Annotated in this window: 20 protein-coding genes; 19 read left to right on the top strand and 1 reads right to left on the bottom strand. The window is 68.0% G+C overall.

Features of this window, described 5'->3' with window-relative positions; genetic code table 11:
- The first annotated feature begins 22 nt into the window (after nt 1-22).
- The 12 genes from ACV22V_RS20330 to ACV22V_RS20275 all read left to right on the top strand — a co-directional run bounded on the left by ACV22V_RS20330 (nt 23) and on the right by ACV22V_RS20275 (nt 12,751).
- Complete coding sequence (locus ACV22V_RS20330; RefSeq protein WP_448015297.1) at nt 23-1,225, top strand: MFS transporter; 1,203 nt, start codon at nt 23-25, stop codon at nt 1,223-1,225.
- A 29-nt stretch (nt 1,226-1,254) separates the two neighbouring features.
- Nucleotides 1,255-1,578 (top strand): MoaF-related domain-containing protein, encoded by a 324-nt coding sequence (locus tag ACV22V_RS20325; RefSeq protein WP_059689337.1) that lies wholly within the window; start codon nt 1,255-1,257, stop codon nt 1,576-1,578.
- A 16-nt stretch (nt 1,579-1,594) separates the two neighbouring features.
- A complete protein-coding gene (locus ACV22V_RS20320) occupies nt 1,595-2,551 on the top strand; it encodes an LLM class oxidoreductase (protein WP_448015296.1) in 957 nt (318 codons plus the stop codon).
- A gap of 149 nt (nt 2,552-2,700) precedes the next feature.
- The gene (gene dkgB, locus ACV22V_RS20315) at nt 2,701-3,507 is read left to right on the top strand and encodes a 2,5-didehydrogluconate reductase DkgB (RefSeq protein WP_448015295.1); all 807 of its coding nucleotides are present in this window, start codon (nt 2,701-2,703) and stop codon (nt 3,505-3,507) included.
- A gap of 64 nt (nt 3,508-3,571) precedes the next feature.
- Nucleotides 3,572-4,687, top strand: a complete 1,116-nt coding sequence (locus ACV22V_RS20310) for an alkene reductase (protein WP_448015294.1) — start codon at nt 3,572-3,574, stop codon at nt 4,685-4,687.
- A 20-nt stretch (nt 4,688-4,707) separates the two neighbouring features.
- On the top strand, nt 4,708-5,712 hold the full coding sequence (locus tag ACV22V_RS20305) for an aldo/keto reductase (protein WP_448015293.1): 1,005 nt from the start codon (nt 4,708-4,710) through the stop codon (nt 5,710-5,712).
- Nucleotides 5,713-5,883: 171 nt separating this feature from the next.
- The gene (locus ACV22V_RS20300; RefSeq protein ID WP_448015292.1) at nt 5,884-6,402 is read left to right on the top strand and encodes a DUF3455 domain-containing protein; all 519 of its coding nucleotides are present in this window, start codon (nt 5,884-5,886) and stop codon (nt 6,400-6,402) included.
- Nucleotides 6,403-7,031: 629 nt separating this feature from the next.
- Nucleotides 7,032-8,420, top strand: a complete 1,389-nt coding sequence (locus ACV22V_RS20295) for an NCS2 family permease (protein ID WP_059528588.1) — start codon at nt 7,032-7,034, stop codon at nt 8,418-8,420.
- Between the two features lie 202 nt (nt 8,421-8,622).
- On the top strand, nt 8,623-9,216 hold the full coding sequence (locus ACV22V_RS20290; protein ID WP_059528591.1) for a hypothetical protein: 594 nt from the start codon (nt 8,623-8,625) through the stop codon (nt 9,214-9,216).
- Between the two features lie 232 nt (nt 9,217-9,448).
- Nucleotides 9,449-10,369, top strand: a complete 921-nt coding sequence (locus ACV22V_RS20285) for a LysR family transcriptional regulator (protein ID WP_059528594.1) — start codon at nt 9,449-9,451, stop codon at nt 10,367-10,369.
- A gap of 225 nt (nt 10,370-10,594) precedes the next feature.
- Complete coding sequence (locus ACV22V_RS20280; protein WP_059528597.1) at nt 10,595-11,377, top strand: ABC transporter substrate-binding protein; 783 nt, start codon at nt 10,595-10,597, stop codon at nt 11,375-11,377.
- 258 nt (nt 11,378-11,635) lie between these two features.
- Nucleotides 11,636-12,751, top strand: coding sequence for a succinylglutamate desuccinylase/aspartoacylase family protein (locus tag ACV22V_RS20275; RefSeq protein ID WP_448015290.1), 1,116 nt, complete (start codon nt 11,636-11,638; stop codon nt 12,749-12,751).
- Between the two features lie 132 nt (nt 12,752-12,883).
- Here ACV22V_RS20275 and ACV22V_RS20270 read toward each other — a convergent pair whose 3' ends face one another.
- A complete protein-coding gene (locus tag ACV22V_RS20270; RefSeq protein WP_448015288.1) occupies nt 12,884-13,690 on the bottom strand; it encodes a MetQ/NlpA family ABC transporter substrate-binding protein in 807 nt (268 codons plus the stop codon).
- 307 nt (nt 13,691-13,997) lie between these two features.
- Between ACV22V_RS20270 and ACV22V_RS20265 the strand changes: the two genes are divergently transcribed.
- From ACV22V_RS20265 to ACV22V_RS20235, 7 genes are all read left to right on the top strand, one after another.
- Entirely contained in the window at nt 13,998-15,158 is a 1,161-nt protein-coding gene (locus tag ACV22V_RS20265) for a porin (RefSeq protein ID WP_059467242.1), read from the top strand.
- 221 nt (nt 15,159-15,379) lie between these two features.
- A complete protein-coding gene (locus ACV22V_RS20260; protein ID WP_059528608.1) occupies nt 15,380-15,640 on the top strand; it encodes a DUF2866 domain-containing protein in 261 nt (86 codons plus the stop codon).
- Nucleotides 15,641-15,773: 133 nt separating this feature from the next.
- The gene (locus ACV22V_RS20255; protein WP_059528611.1) at nt 15,774-16,157 is read left to right on the top strand and encodes a DUF6232 family protein; all 384 of its coding nucleotides are present in this window, start codon (nt 15,774-15,776) and stop codon (nt 16,155-16,157) included.
- Nucleotides 16,158-16,228: 71 nt separating this feature from the next.
- Nucleotides 16,229-16,456 (top strand): hypothetical protein, encoded by a 228-nt coding sequence (locus ACV22V_RS20250; RefSeq protein WP_059528614.1) that lies wholly within the window; start codon nt 16,229-16,231, stop codon nt 16,454-16,456.
- A gap of 240 nt (nt 16,457-16,696) precedes the next feature.
- Nucleotides 16,697-18,967, top strand: coding sequence for a TonB-dependent hemoglobin/transferrin/lactoferrin family receptor (locus tag ACV22V_RS20245; RefSeq protein WP_448015286.1), 2,271 nt, complete (start codon nt 16,697-16,699; stop codon nt 18,965-18,967).
- A 49-nt stretch (nt 18,968-19,016) separates the two neighbouring features.
- Complete coding sequence (locus ACV22V_RS20240; protein WP_448015284.1) at nt 19,017-20,108, top strand: hemin-degrading factor; 1,092 nt, start codon at nt 19,017-19,019, stop codon at nt 20,106-20,108.
- Nucleotides 20,105-21,013: a heme/hemin ABC transporter substrate-binding protein gene (locus ACV22V_RS20235; RefSeq protein ID WP_059689327.1), complete on the top strand. Its 909-nt coding sequence runs from the start codon at nt 20,105-20,107 to the stop codon at nt 21,011-21,013. The genes ACV22V_RS20240 and ACV22V_RS20235 overlap by 4 nt, the downstream gene beginning before the upstream one ends.
- Nucleotides 21,014-21,015: the final 2 nt, after the last annotated feature.

Raw genomic sequence — 21,015 nt, 5'->3', positions numbered from 1 at the left:
TTACTGGAACCTGGATCCCGCCATGCCACTCGCCCTGCTTGCGCTGACCATCAGCGCCTTTGCCATCGGCACGACCGAATTCGTGATCGTCGGGCTGATCCCGACGATCGGCGCCGATCTCGGCGTCAGCCTGCCGTCGGCCGGCCTGCTCGTCAGCCTCTACGCGCTGAGCGTCGCGATCGGCGCGCCGCTCCTCACCGCGCTCACCGGCCGCGTGCCGCGCAAGACGCTGCTCGCCGCGCTGATGGCGCTGTTCACCATCGGCAACCTCGTCGCCTGGCAGGCGCCCGGCTACGAATCGCTGATCGTCGCGCGCGTGCTCACCGGCCTCGCGCACGGCGTGTTCTTCTCGGTCGGCTCGATCATCGCGACCACGCTCGTGCCGAAGGACAAGGCCGCCAGCGCGATCGCGACGATGTTCAGCGGCATGACCGTCGCGTTCGTCGCCGGCATTCCGCTCGGCACCTTCATCGGCCAGCACTTCGGCTGGCGCGCGACGTTCCTGATCGTCGCGCTGTTCGGCCTCGTCGCGTTCCTCGGCGCGGTTGCCTTCGTGCCGCGCGGTCTTCCGCGGACGCCGCCGGCGCCGCTCGCCCGCCAGTTCCGCGTGCTGGCCCAGCCGCGCCTGCTGCTCGTCTATGGGATGACGGCGGTCGGCTACGGCGGCTCGCTGATCGCGTTCACCTACATGGCGCCGCTGCTCGAACAGATCGCCGGCTTCACGCCGTCGCAGGTCAGCCTCGTGCTCGTCGGCTACGGCGTGTCGGTCGCGTTCGGCAACGTGTGGGGCGGCAAGCTCGCCGACCGCGTCGGCCCGGTCAAGGCGCTCAAGCAGATCTTCCTGCTGCTCGCGATCGTGCTGCTCGCACTGACCTTCACGGTACACGTGAAGTGGCTCGCGGTGCTGACGATGCTCGCATGGGGCGCCGTCGCATTCGGCAACGTGCCGGGCCTGCAGGTGTACGTCGTCAAGCAGGCGCGCCACTTCGCGCCGGACGCCACCGACGTCGCATCGGGCTTCAACATCGCCGCGTTCAACCTCGGCGTCGCCGGCGGCGCGTCGCTCGGCGGCCTGATCGTCGCGAACGTCGGCCTCGGCCATACGCCGTGGATCGCCGCCGTCGTCACGCTCGGCGCGTTCGCGCTGACCGCGCTGAGCGGCCGCCTCGACCGCGGCCAGGGCCTGCCCGAACGCACGGCCGAACCCGTCGAACTCGCCCATTGAACGTCACTTGTTTGCAGGAGCCGCCCAGCATGAACGCATCGACCCGACGTCCGCCGTTCGCCGGCAAGACTTTCGAAGTCCGTTACGACGGCCTCACCGCCCTCAACGCATATGACGAGGACGGCCTCCACATGCGCTACGAGATCACCGAAGGCGCGTACGCCGGCGCGACGGGCGAAGTCGCCTTCACGTGGCAGCACGTCGCCGGCGAGACCTACGCGATCTCGTGGCAGGAAGCCGACCGCGCGACGGTCGTGCACCTCGACGATTTCGCCGCCGGCACGTCGCGCGCGTTCTTCACCGCGTCGTCGCTCGACTTCTACCGGCTCGCCGGCAGCCTGCGCGCCATCTGAACGGAGACGCCCGACCATGTCCACTTCACTCGACAAGCTCGCCGACGGCGGCTTCAGCATCGGCATCGAACTGCCGCTCGACAACGACTGGTCGCCGGCCGGCGACGCGAAGCGCCAGCATGACGGCCGCCGCCCCGGCGTGCCCGACCTGGAAATCCACGCGGAGCTCGCGCAACTGGCCGACACGCTCGGCTTCCGCGCGCTCTGGGTGCGCGACGTGCCGGTGTACGACCCGTCGTTCGGCGACGCCGCGCAGGTGTTCGAGACCTTCTCGTATCTCGGCTACCTCGCCGGCATCACGCGCGACATCCTGCTCGGCACGGCGGCCGTCGTGCTGCCGCTGCGCGAACCGCTGCTCACGCTGAAATCGGCCGCGACGATCCAGGAACTCAGCCGGGGACGCCTGCTGCTCGGCGTCGCGAGCGGCGACCGGCCGGTCGAATATCCGCTGTTCGGCCGCGACTTCGCGTCGCGCGGCGCGAACTTCCGCGACCAGATCGCGCTGCTGCGCGACGGCGCGCGTGCGCATCTGCCGCCCGGCCTCGACGTGCTGCCCGCCGCGCGCTCGCCGGTGCCGCTGCTCGTCGCCGGTCTCGCGCAGCAAACGCCCGCATGGATCGGCGAGCACATGGACGGCTGCCTCGCATATCCGGGCACGCCGGCCGATCACGTGCAGCGCGTCGCGAACTGGCGCGCGGTGGCCGGCAACAAGCCGTACGTGAGCTTCATCCATCTCGACCTCGCGGACGATCCGCACGAACCGCTGCAACGGCACCGCTTCGGCGCGCGCGCCGGACGCATCGCGCTGACGGAGGAACTCGCGGCGATGCGCGACGCCGGCGTGCAGCACATCGGCCTGCATTTCCGCCGCAACCGCCGCCCGCTCGACGAGACGATGGCCGAAATCGCGTCGGACGTGCTGCCGGCATTCCATGCGAATGCCGCTGCGAGCGCGCTGGCGGGCACCGCCTGAGGCCGGCACGCCGCCAGCCAGCCGGATCCACGACCGATATTTGACTTCAAATCAAATATTTTTGACCTCTAGAGGCGTTTATCTCATCAGTCCAGGACGCCAGAATGACTTCCATACCGCAATCGGCCCACCTCTTCCAGGAACACAAGATGAGCAACATTCCCGCATTCGGCCTCGGCACCTTCCGCCTGCAAGGCCAGGTTGTCATCGACTCGGTCCGCAACGGCCTCGAAGTCGGCTATCGCGCGATCGACACCGCGCAGATCTACGGCAACGAAGCCGAAGTCGGCGAAGCGATCGCCGCATCGGGCGTGCGCCGCGAAGACCTGTTCCTCACGACGAAGATCTGGGTCGACAACTACGCGCCGGAAAAACTGGTCGCCAGCCTCGAGGAAAGCCTGCGCAAGCTGCGCACCGACTACGTCGACCTGACGCTGATCCACTGGCCGGCTCCGGAAAGCGGCGTGTCGGTCGAGACGTTCATGACCGCGCTCGCCGACGCGAAGGCAAAGGGCCTCACGCGCCGGATCGGCATCTCGAACTTCAACATCGAACTGACGAAGGAAGCGATCGCGGTGGTCGGCAAGGATGCGATCGCGACGAACCAGATCGAACTGAGCCCGTACCTGCAGAACCGCAAGCTGGTCGAGTTCCTGAACGGCGAAGGCATCCACGTGACGTCGTACATGACGCTCGCATACGGCAAGGTGCTCGGCGACCCGGTGATCGGCGCGATCGCGCAACGTCACGACGCGACGCCGGCGCAGGTCGCGCTGGCCTGGGCGCTGCAGCTCGGCTACTCGGTGATCCCGTCTTCGACGAAGCGCGAAAACCTCGCAAGCAACCTGCTCGCGCAAACGCTGCGCCTCACCGACGAGGACATGGCGCAGATCGCCGCGCTCGAGCGCAACGGCCGCGAAGTCGACCCGGTCGGCCTCGCGCCGACGTGGGACTGAACGCACCGCCCCCTCAATCGAACCGTCCGCGGCCAGCCGGCCGCGGCACCGACAGGAATCCATCATGACCCAGGACCCGCTTTTCCAACCGCTGCAATTCGGTTCGCTGACACTGCCGAACCGCATCGTGATGCCGCCGATGACGCGTTCGCGCGCCAGCCAGCCCGGCGACGAAGCCAACGAACTGATGGCCGCGTATTACGCGCAGCGCGCGAGCGCGGGCCTGATCGTCAGCGAAGGCACCTACATCGCGCCGCTCGGCAAGGGCTACGCATGGACGCCCGGCATCCACACGCCGTCGCAGGTCGCCGGCTGGCGCAAGGTGACGGACGCCGTCCACGCCGCGCACGGCCGCATCTTCGCGCAGGTCTGGCACGTCGGCCGGCTGAGCCACACGAGCCTGCTCGGCGGCCGGCAACCCGTGTCGTCGTCGCCGCTCCAGGCGAAGGGCGTGAACGTGTTCGTCGCCGGTGAAGACGGCACCACGCCGGGCTTCGTGCAGGCCTCCGAGCCGCGCGCGTTGTCCGTCGACGAAATCCGCGAGATCGTCGATCAATACCGCGCCGCCGCGCGCAACGCGATCGAAGCCGGCTTCGACGGCGTCGAGCTGCACGGCGCGAACGGCTATCTCGTGAACCAGTTCATCGACTCGAACGCGAACACGCGCACCGACGCGTACGGCGGCTCGCTCGAAAACCGGCTGCGCTTCCTGCGCGAAGTCGCGCAGGCGCTGATCGAAGGCACCGGCGACGCGTCGCGCGTCGGCATCCGCCTCGCGCCGCTGACCACGCTGAACGGCTGCGTCGACGACGATCCCGAGACGACCTACCTCGCCGCCGCGAAGCTGCTCGGCGAACTCGGCGTCGGCTACCTGCACATCGCGGAAGCCGACTGGGACGACGCGCCGCTGATGCCGGTCGAATTCAAGCAGCAGCTGCGTGCAGCGTTCCCGGGCGTGCTGATCTACGCCGGCGCGTACACCGCCGAGCGCGCGCGCGAAGCGATCGCGGCCGGCTGGGCCGACCTCGTCGCCTTCGGCCGCCCGTTCGTCGCGAACCCCGACCTGCCCGAGCGCCTGCGTACCGGCGCCGCGCTCACGCCGCACGACCGCAACACGCTGTTCGGCGGCGGCGCACGCGGCCTGACCGACTATCCGACGCTCGCGCAGGCCGCGGCCTGAGCGATCGACAGGAGTCCGACATGAGAATCACGTCCCCTTCCCGCGTGGGTTTCGGCACCGCGCCGCTGGGCAACATGTATCGGGACATCCCGAACGAAGAAGCGCTGGCGACCGTCGACGCGGCCTGGGAAAGCGGTATCCGCTACTTCGACGCGGCGCCGCTGTACGGCGCCGGCCTCGCCGAGCTGCGCCTCGGTGAAGCGCTCGCCGGCCGCCCGCGCGACGAATATTCGCTCGGCACGAAGGTCGGCCGCCTCGTGCTCGACGAGCACGAGGATGCGTCGCAGCGCGATCTCGGCGAGAAGGGCGGGCTGTTCCGCCATGGGCTGCCGAACAAGGTCGTCTACGACTACACGGAAGACGGCACGCTGCGCTCGATCGAGGCGAGCCTCCAGCGGCTGCGCACCGACCGCCTCGACACCGTGTGGATTCACGATCCGGCGATCGACTTCCACGGCGAGCGCTGGCTCGAAGTGTTCGACGTCGCGATGTCGGGTGCGGCCAAGGCACTCACGCGGCTGCGCGACGAGAAGGTCATCAAGGGCTGGGGCCTCGGCGTGAACCGGATCGAGCCGTGCGAGCTCGCGCTCGAGCGCTCGGACCCGGACGGCTTCCTGCTCGCCGGCCGCTACACGCTGCTCGACCATGCGGGCGCGCTCGAACGGCTGATGCCGGAAAGCACGGCGCGCGGCCTCGGCATCATCGTCGGCGGCCCGTACAACTCCGGCGTGCTCGCGGGCGGCACGCACTTCGAATATCAGCCGGCCACGCAGGAGATGCTCGACCGCGTCGCGCGCATCCGGCAGATCAGCGAGCAGTTCGGCGTCGACGTCCGCGCGGTGGCGCTGCAGTTCTCGCTCGCGCACCCGGCCGTCGCGGCCGTGATCCCCGGCGCGAGCCGGCCCGATCGCATCGACGAGAACCTGCGGCTCGCGGCGGCGCCGATTCCGGCAAGCCTGTGGGACGCACTGAAGGCCGAGCGCCTGATCGCGGAACACGCGCCGACGCCGGCCGGCGCGGCCTGAGCCGCTTCCGCGCGACCGCCGCGACGAGCGGCCGCGCACATCCCTTCCCTTGCAATCGCGGCGACTATCGCCGCGATTGCCATTTCCGAATTGCCGCCTGCGCAATCGCCGCCTAACGTTTACACACTTGACTCCGCACGACCGTCACCCGACCTGAAAGGACGCCCCGCCATGCCAAGCCGCTTTCCGACACGCGACATGCTGCGGGCCCTCGCGGCCGGCCTTTCGTTCGCGGCCTGCACCTTGCCGGCCTACGCCGACGATGCAACCGGTCTCTCGCCACCTCAACCGGCGTCGCCCGTGCTGTCGACGACCGCGACCGGCGTGCAGATCTACGCATGCGAATACGACGCCGGACACCGGCTCGCATGGGCATTCCAGCGCCCGGAGGCGATGCTGTTCGACGCCACCGGCGCGCTCGTCGTCCGGCACGGCGCGGGGCCGTCGTGGGAAACGCTCGACGGCAGCCGCATCACCGGCAAGAAGCTCGCGGAAGCGCCCGGCGCGCGCCCGGGCAGCATTCCGCAGCTCCTGCTCGCCGCGACGCCGGCCGCAACCGGCACGCTCGCCGGCGTGCGCTTCGTCCAGCGGCTCGATACCGTGGGCGGCACACCGCCGGAGGCGACGTGTGCGACCGAGCATGCGATCGGCCGCTTTCCGTATTTCGCGCGATACGTGTTTCTGAAGTAACGCGCGGCGGCATCCCGAAGCGCGGACGCCGCCGTCGGCGTGCTGATCACCACGTCCATTTGATCAGTGATCCTGCATTTACCGATCGGATGCCCGACGCATGCATCGTCATCGATCCGGTCACGCGCGCGGCCCCGGTATCATCCGGACTCACGTTGCGCACGGCGGCGGGGCGGGCGCGTCACGCGCGGCCGCATTTACGCACCTGCGCGGCCTCGATGAAAGACATTCGTAATCCCCGATGCCTCACCCGCTCCCGTCCTGCCCGCCGACCCCGCGTTCAAATAATCGCCTTAACGGATTCGAACTAGGCGTATACACGCGTTCCGCGACGACGAAGCCCCGTTGCACGCCGATATAAGCGCTGCGACATGCGCTGCATGCTCTTCCCCCAATGGGACGTGATGGGCCGTTCGCCTAACCTTCGCTACGGCAAAGCACACGTGACGGGGTCGACCACGCCACGCGTCGTACGACGCGGCACACGCGCGCCCTTCGACGCGCGGACGACGACACGAAGCACGCGTGATGCGTCCCCACGACGCTGCCGATAATTTCAACCAGATACGAGACACCCTGACGACGGCCTGCCACAGGCCGTTTCAGCATGCTGATAAAGGAGCAAGCTCATGAGTGATACCCCGGTGCAGCCGACGGTCGGCGTCGGCGCGGAAGAAACGGACTTCGGCACCAAGGGAGTCATCGACCGGTACTTCGGCATTTCGTCGCGCGGCAGCACGCAGCGTCGCGAAATCGTCGCGGGCGTGACCACTTTCCTCGCGATGGTCTATTCCGTGTTCGTCGTGCCCGGCATGTTCGGCAAGGCCGGCTTCGACACGAGCGCGGTATTCGTCGCGGTCTGCCTCACCACCGCCTTCGGTTCGCTGCTGATGGGCCTGTGGGCGAAGCTGCCGATCGCGATCGGCTGCGCGATCTCGCTGACGGCGTTCACCGCGTTCGGCCTCGTGCTCGGCAAGGGCCTGCATCCGAGCGTCGCGCTCGGCGCCGTGTTCCTGATGGGCCTCGTGTTCACGGGCATCTCGGTCACCGGCGTGCGTTCGTGGATCCTGCGCAACCTGCCCGCGGGCGTCGCGCACGGCACCGGGATCGGCATCGGCCTGTTCCTGCTGCTGATCGCGTCGAACGACGTCGGCCTCGTGATCAAGAATCCGGGCGCCGGCCTGCCGGTCTCGCTCGGCCAGATCACCGCGTTCCCGGTCATCATGTCGGTCGTCGGCCTGGCCGCGATCTTCGGGCTCGAGAAGCGTCGCGTACCCGGCGGCATCCTGCTCGTCGTGGTCGCGATCTCGCTGATCGGCCTCGTGTTCGATCCGGCCGTGAAGTATCGCGGCATCTTCGCGCTGCCGTCGCTGAGCGCACCGGGCCACGCATCGCTGATCGGCGCGATGGACATCAAGGGCGCGCTGTCGATGGCCGTGCTGCCGAGCGTGCTCGCGCTCGTGATGACCGCCGTGTTCGACGCGACCGGCACGATCCGCGCGGTCGCGGGCCAGGCGGGCCAGCTCGACGAGAACGGCCGCATCATCAACGGCGGCCGCGCGCTGACCGCCGATTCGATCAGCTCGATCTTTTCCGGCTTCCTCGGCGGTGCACCGGCCGCGGCGTACATCGAGTCCAGCGTCGGCGTGGCCGCCGGTGCGAAGACGGGACTCGCGGCCGCGGTGGTCGGCGTGCTGTTCCTGGTCGTGATGTTCTTCTCGCCGCTCGCGGGCCTCGTGCCGTCGTACGCGACGGCCCCGGCGCTGATGTACGTCGGCCTGCTGATGCTCGGCAGCGTGAGCAAGCTGCACATGGACGACATGGTCGATGCGATGTCGGGCCTCGTGTGCGCGGTGTTCATCGTGCTGACCGCGAACATCGTGACCGGCATCATGCTCGGCTTCTCGACGCTCGTGATCGGCCGCATCGCGAGTGGCGAATTCCGCAAGCTCAACGTCGGCACCGTGCTCATCGCGGCCGTGCTCGTCACGTTCTATCTCGGCGGCTGGGCGATCTGACCGCGCATCGTGCGCGACGTCGCCGGCAGAAGCACGGCGCGCATCGGGACGACACCGTCTCCTCCACCATCGTCGCCGATGGTCTCCCGGCCTGGAAACGCATGTTTCCGGGCCTTTTTTGTCGATGCGGCCGGCGTGGCGGCGCGGCGCACCGTGAGTCCGAACGCGGTGCTACGATCACATTTTGTCCTCCGGAACGACCATGAATCCGTTCGGCATCGTCTCTGAATCAGACACGCGGACCGCGGCGAGCAAGCCGCCGTTCATCCCGTCGTTCGGCTTCGTCGAAGTTCATGAATCGCGGCCGATCGACGCGCCGCCGTCCCGCATCATCGACGCAGTGGCCGCGCTCGACATGCGCGCCGATCCGGTCATCGACGCGCTGCTTGCCGTGCGCGAATCGCCGGCGGCCATCGCGCGTGCGCTGGGCAACCGCCCCGCCGAAGCCGCACGCGAACGCTTCGGCTTCGATACGTTCACGCTGCTGCATCGCGACGACACGTCGCTGTCGCTGGGGCTCATCGGACGCTTCTGGCGCCCGACGCCCGACGTGCGGACGATCGACGACGCCGCGGCCTTCGTCCGGCACGACGATCCGCGCGACGCGAAGCTGGTGCTGCGGTTCGAGGTCGTCGGACTGTCGTCCGGCACGCGCCTGCTACGCACCGAAACCTTCGTGCACTGTCCGAGCACGCGCACGCGCCTGCTGTTTCTGCCGTACTGGCTCGCGATCCGGCTCGCGAGCGGCTGGATCCGCCGCCGCACGCTCGCGGCCGTCGAACTGGCGCTTGCCTGACACACCGGGCCGCCACGAAAACGTCACGCGGTGTGTCGTCGCGCGGCGCATCTCGGCAACGTCACGCACCGCACGCACCGTCATCTGCAATTCTGATCGCCTCGCCGTCGGTCGCGGCGAGAGAATGCCGCGCCGCGCGGTTTTTGTTCCGTCCGGCGTTCGCCGTCGCGGCGCGCTACCCTATCGATCTTCGCGCCGGCGCCCCGGCCCGCCGCCAGATCCGAACCGATCGATGACCCGCATCCGAAACCACCTGAACATCGCGCAGCTCCAGGCGTTCGTCTCCGCCGCGCATCACAAGAGCCTGCGCGCCGCCGCGCGCGAACTCGGCGTCACGCAGCCCGCGATCACGCATACGATCCGCGAACTGGAAACGGCGCTGAACGCGGAACTGCTCGCGCGCAGCGTGCGCGGCGTCGAGCTGACCGCGTGCGGCCATGCGCTGCTGCCGCGCGCCGAGCAGTTGCTCGGCGACATGCGCCGCACCGTCGAGGCCGTCGAGCAGGTGAAAGGGGAAATGTCCGGACGGGTCGCGGTCGGCACGATGCCGTCGATCGCGCTGACCGCGCTGCCGCACGCGGTCACCGCATTCCGCCGGTCGATGCCGAACGTGAGCCTGCATCTGGAGGAAGTGACGGTGCCGGACGCGCTCGCGCAATTGCGCAACGGGACGCTCGACATCGCTGCGATGCACCATGTGCCCGCGCTCGACCGCGATCTCACGCAGGTGCCGCTGCTGTCGACCGAGTTCACCGTCGTGATGCGCGAAGGCCACCCGCTCGCGCACGCGCGCCGGTTAGAGGAATTGCTCGACGCCGAATGGATCGTCACGGTCGGGGCCGAGCAATTCCCGCACAGCGTGATGGTCGGCATGTTCGAGGCGCGCGGGCTGCCGCTGCCGAAGCGCCTGCTGCGCTCGCCGATGTCGTTCGCGGTGACGCTCGGGCTCGTCGCGCGCTCCGACGTGATCGGCTGCTTCACGCGCCCGCTGGCCGCGATGGTGGCGCCGCTCGGGGTTCGCACGGCCGACCTCGACGAAAGCATGCCGCGCTTCGACCTGTCGATCATCGCGCGCCGCGACCTGCTGCCGACGCCGGCCGTGTCGCAATTCGTCGCCTGTCTGCAGCGCGCGGTCAACGAAACGCTCGGTTGAATCGTTCCTTCGTCTGAAACGGTCGCGCGCGGCATGCGCGGCCGTCGGGTCCGGTATCGGGGCATGTCCTAGGCGCCCTGCCGGTATTTTGTCTTGATAATCTTGCGCACGTCGCGCGCCCGCATCGGGCAGCGAAACGGACAGTCCGACGCGAAGCCGCGCCGGACCGAAGGCTTACGGCGCGGCACAACCGCGCACCCATCGAACAAAACGAGGAGTCACCGAGTGAAAAAGATTCTTGCGGCTGTGACCGTAGCCCTGCTCGCCGTATCGGCCGGCACTGCATACGCGAAGGACTGGACGACCGTGCGCTTCGGCGTCGATGCAAGCTACCCGCCTTTCGAATCGAAAGGCGCCGACGGCAAGGTGGTCGGCTTCGACGTCGACCTCGGCAACGAAATCTGCCGCCGCATGAACGCGAAGTGCGTGTGGATCGAAAACGACTTCGACGGGATGATCCCGGCGCTGAAGGCACGCAAGTTCGACGGCGTCCTGTCGTCGATGTCGATGACGCCGGCACGCCAGGAACAGATCGCGTTCTCGTCGAAGCTGTTCAACACGCCGACGCGCCTCGTCGCGAAGAAGGGCGCCGGCCTGATGCCGACGGCCGAATCGCTGAAGGGCAAGTCGGTCGGCGTCGAGCAGGGCACGATTCAGGAAACCTACGCGAAGACGTACTGGGCCCCGAAGGGCGTGAACGTCGTGCCTTACCAGAACCAGGACCAGGTCTACGCGGACCTGATCTCCGGCCGTCTGGACGGCGCGCTGCAGGACGCGGTGCAGGCTGAAATCGGCTTCCTGAAGACGCCGCGCGGCGCGAGCTTCGATTTCGCCGGCAAGGACATCGACGATCCGAAGACGCTCGGCAACGGCGCCGGTATCGGCCTGCGCAAGGAAGACACCGACCTGAAGGCGAAGATCGACGGCGCGATCGCCGGCATGCGCAAGGACGGCACGTACGACAAGATCGCGAAGAAGTACTTCGATTTCGACGTGTACGGCAAGTAACACCGCGCAACGCGCACTTCGCATCCGCGCAGACGGGCTCCGCAAGGAGCCCGTTTTTTTTGCCCGCGCGCGCCGAAAGACCGCGAGGCACGCATGAGCGAAGGGCCGCGGCGACGTTATTTTTTACGCAACAACCCGATGATTCGTAAGGGAAATCGACTTGCCATGTACGCGGTTTGATAGGTTCGCGGAAGGCAACGTACAATCGATCTTCCACGCATACCGGATCACTCGCGGCTGCGCCGCCCTTCCCTCATCATGCAAACGCAGACCCATCCGCTGATTTCCCCCGCCGTCGGCACCGAACGCCAGATCACGAGCTTCCACTACGGCCCGCGCGGCGGGAAGAAGGTCTACATCCAGTCGTCGCTGCACGCGGACGAACTGCCCGGCATGCTGGTCGCCGCGCTGCTGCGCCGCAAGATCGCCGCGCTCGAGACGGCCGGCAAGCTGCGCGGCGAGGTGGTCATCGTCCCCGTGCCGAACCCGATCGGCCTGTCGCAGCACGTGTTCGGCGATCACCTCGGCCGCTTCGAGCTCGGCTCGATGCAGAACTTCAACCGCAATTTCCACGATCTCGCGGCGCTCGTGATGCCGCGCATCGAAGGCCGGCTGACGAACGACGCGCAGCGCAACCTCGCCGCGGTACGCGCCGCGATGCGCGAGGCGCTCGACGAACAGAAGCCGCGCACCGAGCTCGAATCGCAGCGCCTCGCGCTGCAGAAACTGTCGTTCGACGCCGACATCGTGCTCGACCTGCATTGCGACAACGACGCGGTGATGCATCTGTATACGAACCCCGATCTGTGGGAAGACGTCGAGCCGCTGGCGCGCTATCTGGACGCGCAGGCGTCGCTGCTCGCGCTGAATTCGGTCGGCAATCCGTTCGACGAGATCCACAGCTTCTGCTGGTCCGATCTGCGCGGCCGGTTCGGCGATCGCTTCCCGATCCCGAACGGCGCGATTTCCGTCACCGTCGAACTGCGCAGCGAGCGCGACGTGTCGTACGAGTTCGCGGAGAAAGATTCGCAAGCGATCGTCGAATACCTGACCGAGCGCGGCGTCATCGACGGCACGCCGGCGCCGCTGCCGCCGCTCGCGCATCCGGCCACGCCGCTCGCGGGCACCGATCCGCTCGTCGCGCCGGTGTCGGGCGTGATCGTATTCCGCACGCCGGTCGGCGCGTGGATCGAGGCCGGCCAGGACGTCGCCGACATCGTCGATCCGCTGACCGATCGCGTGATCACGCTGAAGAGCAGCGTGTCGGGCGTGCTGTACGCGCGCCAGGTCGTGCGCTTCGCGACCGCGGGGATGGAAGTCGCGCGGATCGCCGGCGCGACGCCGATCCGCACCGGGTCGCTGCTGTCGGCCTGAGCCCCCGGGCCGCCCGAGCGGCCGGCCCGTGCGCCGCATCGCGGCGCGCCAACGAAATCGCCCGCTTGCGCGGGCGATTTGCTTTTCGGTCCGGCGCGATGCCCGGCGACGCGGCCTGGCATCGGCCGACGATCAGAACGCCGGCACGATCGCACCGCCGAACTTCTGGTCGATGAACTTGCGCACGTCGTCCGATTCATAGGCCGCGACGAGCTTCTTCACCCACGGCTTGTCCTTGTCCTGCGCGCGCACCGCGATCAGGTTCGCGTACGGCCCGCGCAGATCCTCGATCGCGATCGCGTCCTTCACCGGCGTGAGCCCGGCCTTCACCGCGTAGTCGGTGTTGATCGACGCGGCGTCGAGGTCGGGCAGCGCGCGCGGCAGTTGCGCGGCGTCGAGCTCGACGATCCTGATCTTCTTCGGATTCTCGGCGACGTCGAGCGGCGTCGCGTTCACGCCGTTCGTGCCGGCGCCCGCCTTCAGCTTGATCACGCCGTATTTCTGCAGCAGCAGCAGCGCGCGGTTGCCGTTCGACGGATCGTTCTGAATCCCGACTTTCGCGCCGGCCGGCAGATCCTTCAGCGACTTGAGCTTCTTCGAATAGAAGCCCATCGGCGCCGTGTAGGTCAGCCCGACGTTGACGATCCGGTAGCCGCGCTGCTTGATCTGGCTGTCGAGAAACGGCTGGTGCTGGAAACCGTTCGCGTCGAGATCGCCCGCGTCGAGCGCCGCGTTCGGCTGCACGTAGTCGTTGAATTCGATGACCTTGATCGCGAGGCCTTCGCGTGCGGCGACTTTCGTCACCTCGGTCCAGATCTGCGCGTCGGGGCCGCTCATCGTGCCGATCTTCAGCGTCTGGGAGTCGGCGTGCGCGCCGGGCGCGGCAAAGGCCAGCGCCGCGGCAAGCGCGCCGAGGCCGGTCAGGATCGAACGTCGCATGGTGTCCTCTTGTCCCGTGTCGTTGTTGAAGCGCGCATCGTGACACGGGGCCGGAACGGCACCAACCAAGCTTATTTCATGTGCATATTCCGGATCCCGATCGAATCTCAGCCGAAATCGGTATAACTCCCCGCTGTACAACCGGGCAGAATCCAGTGTCGCTTCGGCACCACAGATTCGTCATATGACAAAGCCTGTCACATTCATTACGTGGCCCGCCGATAAAGTTGCGACCGGTCCGTGAAAGCGCCCATAGAGAGCGCCGGAACCGCAACTGGACACGCCATTTATTCGCTCGGAGAATCCTTTGAACAAGAAACTGTTGACCATCGCCATCCTCGCAGCAACGGCCGGCGCGGCACACGCACAAAGCAGCGTGACCCTGTATGGCGTCATCGATGCCGGTATCAGCTACGTGAACCACAGCAAGACCGCGAACGGCGGCAGCGGCAAGCTGTTCAAGTACGACGACGGCGTGGCCCAGGGCAGCCGTTGGGGCCTGCGCGGCACCGAAGACCTCGGTGGCGGCCTGAAGGCGATCTTCGTGCTCGAAAACGGCTTCAACAGCGGCAACGGCACGATCGGCCAGGGCGGCGCGATCTTCGGCCGTCAAGCCTACGTCGGCCTGAGCCAGTCGCAATACGGCACGGTCACGTTCGGCCGCCAGTACTCGTTCTCGACCGACATCCTCGGTTCGAACTACTCGACGGGCGGCAACACGGTCGCGGGTAACTACGCGTACCACGTGAACGACATCGACCAGCTCACGTCGAGCCGCATCAACAACTCGGTGAAGTTCCAGAGCGCGAACTACGCCGGCTTCACGTTCGGCGCGTTGTACGGCTTCTCGAACTCGACCGACTTCGCCGGCGCACCGTCGACGACGACGGGCACCACGACGACGGCCGGTTCGTCGCGCGCATACAGCTTCGGCCTGAACTACGCGAACGGCCCGTTCGCACTCGGCGCCGCATACACGGACATCCGCTTCCCGAGCCAGTCGACGCCGGCATTCTCGACGTCGATCGCGAACATCGCGCTGACGAACATCCGCGACCTGCGCACGTACGGCGTCGGCGGCCGCTACATCTTCGGCCCGGCAACGGCATGGCTGCTCTGGACGCGCACGCAGTTCACCCCGATCGCGGCTGGCGCGTCGGGCACGTTCTACAACGCGTATGAAGCAGGCGTGAAGTACGCGATCACGCCGGCCCTGTCGGCAGCGGCGGGCTACACGTACACGAACGCCACGCAAAGCGGCAACTCGGCGCACTGGAACCAGGGCAACCTGGGCCTCGACTACGCGCTCAGCAAGCGTACGGACGTGTACGGCCTGGTCGTCTACCAGAAGGCGTCGGGCAACGGCGTGCAAGCGCAGATCGGTTCGAGCACGAGCTACTTCAGCACGTCGGGCAACGGTTCGTCGAACCAGCTGGCCGCTCGCGTCGGTATCCGTCACAAGTTCTAAAGCATCCGCTTAACTCGTCCGCGCATCTCGCGGACGACGACGGCAAGAAGCGCCCCGCTCCACGCGGGGCGCTTTTTTATGGGCTTTTAAGTTTCGCTTAATTCTGGGCTGAGAGGATGCTCTCACCCCCCCTGTTGGCCGCCTGAGCATCGGCGGCTTTTTTTTTGAGACCCACTACGGCACCGCCATCAACTGCCCACAAGACAGGATCGGAGCCCAAGATGATCGAAGATACCGTTTTCAGCCATCTGCACGCGATTCTGACGCGCCGGCATTCGCTGCCGGTCCAGAGCTGCCGCGTGTCGGTCGAAATGCAGCGCCCGTGGGGCCGCCCGTACCGGCTCGTCGAATGGACGATGCATCTCGACGCACCCGCGCGGCGCCAGATCGTGCCGGCCGAATCGACCGACGAAGAAATCGCCGAGGTCGTGGCGTCGCACGTGCCGGGCCGCCTGTACGGCGACGGCCGGCTGCAGTTCTGATTCCCCCCGTTACCCGCCATTACCCGCCGTTGCCCGCATCGCGGCCGGCCCGCACGCATCGTGCGGCACTCGGTCTCGTTTGACGCGGCAACGAAGTCTGCTACGCTGCGCGTTTTCGTCCACGCAACACACGATGGAAAACGCATTCAACGAACGCGGCGTGATGGTCACCCGCAACGGCCTGTCGGCCGCCGGGCAGGTCTTCCCGCTGCGTGACATCCGCAACGTCGATGTCGTCAAGATTCCGAAAAATCGCCTCGTGCCCTGGCTGATCTCGCTGATCGGCGTGGCCACCGCCGTCGCAGGCGGCATCGGCGCATCGAGCGCCGCGCTGGTCGTCGGCGTGATGCTCGCGGTCGTCGGCTATCTCGCCTGGACCACGCAGGACATCACGTACCGCCTGATGGTCGAGATGCCCGACGGCAAGCGCGAAGCGCTGTCGAGCGTCGACGCCGAATTCGTCGAGCGCGTCGCGCAGGTCGTGCGCGATGCACGGACGGCGACGGCCGCCGGCTGATTTCCGCTGCGCGCGCCGACCACCTACTATGAAATGAGCGGCACGCCGCCGCGTCGTTCGAGGAGGTCGGCATGAACGCCCAATCGCTGTCCGGCATGCTGCGCGCGCAGGAACTGCTGCTCGTCTCGATGATCCGAGCGCTGCCGCCCGACACACGCAGCGCGCTCGTCGACCTCTACGCCGAACAGCTCGCGTTCGCCGAACAGGCCGGCTTCGAAGGCCACGGCGATCGCGCGACGCACGATGCGTTCATCGCGCATGCGCGCAACCTGCTGATTCGTATCGAATCGCTGGCCTAGGGCCGGCCTGCTTTCACCGCATGTCTCGCCGCGCGCGGCTCGCCCGATCCGCGGCGACGGCGCGCGTCCGCACGCGCCGCCTTTCGTCCTTGTATTGATAATAATTCTCATTTACACTGGCGAAATTATCAATTTCCTTTCAATTCGCCGTTCGCCGCCAGTCGCGCGCGAACGGGCCAGCCAGGTGAACGCGTCACCCAGCCAGCCTTCGGGCTAGTCATCGTCAATGGGAGACCACCTGTGCATTGCCATCCACTCGCGCGGCGGCCGATCTGTGCCGCGTTGTTCGGCGCGTTCGGCCTGTCCGCCGCCCCGGCTCATGCCGATTCGCCGCCGCAAGGCGCCAATCCGCCACCTGCCGTCCTGACCGCCGCCGCGTCCACGCGCGGCGATGCGGCGCTGCTCGACCCCGTCACCGTCACGGCCACCCGCACCGCCACCGCCGCGAGCCGCACGGCCGCGTCCGTGTCGGTGATCACCGACGACGATCTCGAAGAACAGCAGGCCACCAACATCAAGGATGCGCTGCGCTACGAGCCGGGCGTCACGGTGCGCCGCACCGCGTACCGCCCCGGCAGCGCCGCGCTCGGCGGCGGCCGCGATGGCGATTCGAGCATCAACATCCGCGGCCTCGAAGGCAATCGCGTGCTGCTGATGGAAGACGGCATCCGCCTGCCGAACGCGTTTTCGTTCGGCCCGCTCGAAGCGGGGCGCGGCGACTACGCCGATCTCGACATGCTCAAGCGCATCGAGATCCTGCGCGGGCCGGCATCGGCGCTGTACGGCAGCGACGGGCTGACCGGCGCGGTGAACTTCATCACGAAGGATCCGCGCGACCTGCTGTCGATCTACGGCAAACCCACCTACTTCTCGTTCCGGCCGAGCTACGACTCGGCCGACCGCAGCATCGGCGCGACCGTGTCGGCCGCGGGCGGCAACGAACGCGTACAGGGGATGATCATCGCCGACGGCCGGCGCGGCCACGAGGTCGACACGCGCGGCGGCAACAACTCGGCGAGCACGCTGCGCACCACGTCGAATCCGCAGGACGTCTATTCGGAATCGCTGCTCGGCAAGCTCGTGCTGACGCCCACCGCGCGCGACTCGATCAGCTTCACCGCCGAAACCGTGCAGCGCCGCGTGAGCACCGACGTGCTGTCCGCGATCAACCCGCCGGCCACGCTCGGCCTCGCGACCCACGACCGGCTCGAACGCAACCGTTTCAGCGTCGACTACGATTTCCGCGACGATACATTCCGCTGGTTCCAGACCGCCCATGCGCAGTTTTACTACCAGGACGCGAAGCAGGACCAGTACGCGTTCGAGACGCGCGGCCGGCAGCCTTCGCGCTCCCGCGACAACCAGTACAAGGAGCGCACGTTCGGCGGCGCCGCGTTCGCCGAAAGCGGCTTCTCGACCGGCCCGTTCGCGCACAAGCTGCTGTATGGCGTCGACGGCAGCGTGTCGCGCGTGACGAACCTGCGCGACGGCACGGTGCCGGGCGTCGGCGAGGCGTTCCCGAACAAGGCGTTTCCCGACACCGACTACACGCTGTTCGGCGCGTTCGTGCAGGACCGGATCGGCTATGGCCGCCTGCTCGTCACGCCGGGGCTGCGCTTCGACACGTATCGTCTGAGCCCCACGCGGAACGATCCGCTGTTCACCGGCACCGCGGTGTCGACGAGCGCGAACGAAGTGTCGCCGCGCGTCGCGGTGCTCTACGAGATCACGCCCGCGGTCATTCCGTACGTGCAGTACGCGCACGGCTTCCGCGCGCCGACGCCGGACCAGGTGAACAGCAGCTTCTCGAACCCCGTGTACGGCTACACGTCGATCGGCAATCCGAACCTGAAGCCCGAGACGAGCGACACGTTCGAAGCCGGCCTGCGCGGCAAGGCCGGCACCGGTTACGGCATCGTGCGCTACAGCGCGGCCGCGTTCACGGGCCGCTACCGCAACTTCATCTCGCGCACGACGATCGCCGGCAGCGGCCGCCCGGCCGATCCGTTCGTGTTCCAGTACGTGAACTTCGCCGACGCGCGCATTCACGGCCTCGAAGGCCGCGCCGAATGGGCGATGCCGAACGGCATCACGCTGAAGACGGCGATGGCGTTCACGAAGGGCTCGACGCAGAACGACGGCGCGGCGAGCCAGCCGCTGAACACGGTCAATCCGTTCTCGGCGGTGTTCGGCGTGCGCTACGAACCCGGCGAACGCTGGTTCGTGCAGACCGACCTGCTGTTCCAGGCCGCGAAACGCGACAAGGACATCGACAAGTCCGACTGTTCGAACAAGACGTGCTTCTCGCCGCCGTCGTCGTTCGTCGTCGACCTGCGCGGCGGCTACCGCTTCAACAAGCACGTGAGCGCGACGATCGGCATCCGCAACCTGTTCGACCGCAAGTACTGGAACTGGTCGGACGTGCGCGGGATCGCCGCCGATTCGCAGGTGCTCGATGCATATACGTCGTCCGGCCGCACCGTCGCGGTCAGCATGAAGGTCGATTTCTGATGCGCGCCGCCCGCGCTGCCACCCCAACCGTTACTTGAAGGAGTCCGACATGATGCAATCCGCCCTTCCCGGTCAGCCGGCCACGCCGGCCCGCGCGCCCGCCGCGTTGCGCGACGCGTTCATCAAACTCAAGACCGAGCGCCAGTTGCGCAACCGCGACGTCGCGCAGGCGCTCGGCGTCAGCGAAGGCGAGGCGCTCGCCGCGTTCATTGGCGAACACGTCGTGCGGCTCGACGCGCGCTTTCCGGCGATGTTCGAGGAAATGCCGCGCCTCGGCCGCGTGATGGCGCTCACGCGCAACGACACGGCCGTCCACGAGAAGGACGGCGCATATGCGCAGATGAGCCATGACGGCCCGGTCGGCCTCGCGCTCGGCGACATCGACCTGCGCATCTTCTACCGCCACTGGGCGTCGGCGTTCGCGGTGCGCGACGAAACCGCGCACGGTCCGCTCGAGAGCCTGCAGTTCTTCGACGCGCAAGGTCATGCGATCCACAAGGTCTACCTGCGCGCGCACAGCGATCACGCGGCGTACGACGCGTTCGTCGAACGCTGGCGCGCGGCGTCGCAGGCGCCGGGGCTCGACGTCGCGCCCGCCGCGCCGAAAGCGCCCGAGCGCGCGGACACCGAGATCGACGTCGCGGGCTTTCGCGCCGCGTGGGACGCGATGACCGACACGCATCAGTTCTTCGGCATCACGCAGCGCTTCGGCGTGAGCCGCATGCAGGCGCTGCGCCTCGCCGATCCGCAATTTGCGTATCCGGTCGAAGCGGCACACGCGCTGCGTCACGTGCTCGAACGGGCCGCGTCGAGCGGCCAGCCGATCATGGTGTTCGTCGGCAATGCGGGCATGATCCAGATCCACACGGGACCCGTCGCGAACGTGCGCGAGGTCGGCGCGTGGATCAACGTGCTCGACCCGGGCTTCAACCTGCATGTGCGCGAGGACCTGATCGCCGCCGCGTGGGTCGTGAAGAAGCCGACGAGCGACGGCATCGTCACGTCGCTCGAGCTGTTCGACCGGCAGGGCGACCACGTCGCGCTGCTGTTCGGCGAGCGCAAGCCGGGTCAGGTCGAACGCGACGACTGGCGCGCGCTCGTCGCGACGCTGCCGTCGGCGGCGCGCGGAGACGCACGGTGAGCGCGCGATCGTTCCTGCCGCGTCGCCGCGTCGTGCTCGCGAGCGCGGTCGCCGGTGCGCTCGCGGGCGCGCTGCCCGGCCGAGCGCGCCCGCAAGCCGCACAAAAGCGCGTCGTCGTGATCGGCGGCGCGCTCGCGGAAACCGCGTTCGCGCTCGGCGGCGCCGACGCGCGCGGTTACCGGCTCGTCGGCACCGACACGACCTGCACGTACCCGGACGCCGCGAAACGCCTGCCGAAGGTCGGCTATCAGCGCGCATTGTCGGCCGAGGGGCTGCTGTCGCTGCGCCCCGATCTCGTGCTCGCGTCGGCGGAAGCCGGCCCGCCTGCCGCGATCGCGCAAGTGAAAAGCGCGGGTGTCGCGGTGACGACGTTCAACGAGCGGCATGACGTCGACTCGGTGCGCGCGAAGATCACCGGCGTTGCACAGGCGCTCGACGTGCGCGACGCGGGCGCCGCGCTGCTGCGGCGCTTCGATCGCGACTGGCAGGCCGCCCGCGACGCGGTCGCCGCGCGCGTGCCCGGCGGCGCGCAGCCGCCGCGCGTGCTGTTCGTGCTGAACCATACGGGCAACCAGGCGCTCGTCGCCGGCCAGCGCACGGCCGCCGACGCGATGCTCCGCTACGCGGGCGCGCGCAACGCGATGCAGGGCTTCGATCACTACAAGCCGCTGACGACCGAGGCGCTGGCTGCCGCCGCACCCGACATCGTGCTGATCTCCGACGAAGGGCTCGCGGCGGTCGGCGGCCGCGACGCGCTGCTTGCCGCACCCGGCTTCGGCGCGACGCCGGCCGGCCGCGCGCGGCGCGTCGTGTCGCTCGATGCACTGTTCCTGCTCGGCTTCGGCCCGCGCCTGCCGCTCGCCGTCACGACCCTGCACCGGCGCCTGTCGGATGCGCTCGCCTGATT

It is taken from the genome of Burkholderia sp. AW33-5, from assembly GCF_053427615.1.
The sequence above is the reverse complement of the archived record's forward strand: the minus strand, read 5'-3'. Positions and strand labels throughout refer to the sequence as shown.

Bases quoted from the DNA above. Each gene is read 5' to 3' on its own strand.
- ACV22V_RS20330 (WP_448015297.1), top strand. From the start codon at position 23: ATGCCACTCGCCCTGCTTGCGCTGACCATCAGCGCCTTTGCCATCGGC.
- ACV22V_RS20325 (WP_059689337.1), top strand. From the start codon at position 1,255: ATGAACGCATCGACCCGACGTCCGCCGTTCGCCGGCAAGACTTTCGAA.
- ACV22V_RS20320 (WP_448015296.1), top strand. From the start codon at position 1,595: ATGTCCACTTCACTCGACAAGCTCGCCGACGGCGGCTTCAGCATCGGC.
- dkgB (WP_448015295.1), top strand. From the start codon at position 2,701: ATGAGCAACATTCCCGCATTCGGCCTCGGCACCTTCCGCCTGCAAGGC.
- ACV22V_RS20310 (WP_448015294.1), top strand. From the start codon at position 3,572: ATGACCCAGGACCCGCTTTTCCAACCGCTGCAATTCGGTTCGCTGACA.
- ACV22V_RS20305 (WP_448015293.1), top strand. From the start codon at position 4,708: ATGAGAATCACGTCCCCTTCCCGCGTGGGTTTCGGCACCGCGCCGCTG.
- ACV22V_RS20300 (WP_448015292.1), top strand. From the start codon at position 5,884: ATGCCAAGCCGCTTTCCGACACGCGACATGCTGCGGGCCCTCGCGGCC.
- ACV22V_RS20295 (WP_059528588.1), top strand. From the start codon at position 7,032: ATGAGTGATACCCCGGTGCAGCCGACGGTCGGCGTCGGCGCGGAAGAA.
- ACV22V_RS20290 (WP_059528591.1), top strand. From the start codon at position 8,623: ATGAATCCGTTCGGCATCGTCTCTGAATCAGACACGCGGACCGCGGCG.
- ACV22V_RS20285 (WP_059528594.1), top strand. From the start codon at position 9,449: ATGACCCGCATCCGAAACCACCTGAACATCGCGCAGCTCCAGGCGTTC.
- ACV22V_RS20275 (WP_448015290.1), top strand. From the start codon at position 11,636: ATGCAAACGCAGACCCATCCGCTGATTTCCCCCGCCGTCGGCACCGAA.
- ACV22V_RS20270 (WP_448015288.1), bottom strand. From the start codon at position 13,690: ATGCGACGTTCGATCCTGACCGGCCTCGGCGCGCTTGCCGCGGCGCTG.
- ACV22V_RS20260 (WP_059528608.1), top strand. From the start codon at position 15,380: ATGATCGAAGATACCGTTTTCAGCCATCTGCACGCGATTCTGACGCGC.
- ACV22V_RS20255 (WP_059528611.1), top strand. From the start codon at position 15,774: ATGGAAAACGCATTCAACGAACGCGGCGTGATGGTCACCCGCAACGGC.
- ACV22V_RS20250 (WP_059528614.1), top strand. From the start codon at position 16,229: ATGAACGCCCAATCGCTGTCCGGCATGCTGCGCGCGCAGGAACTGCTG.
- ACV22V_RS20240 (WP_448015284.1), top strand. From the start codon at position 19,017: ATGATGCAATCCGCCCTTCCCGGTCAGCCGGCCACGCCGGCCCGCGCG.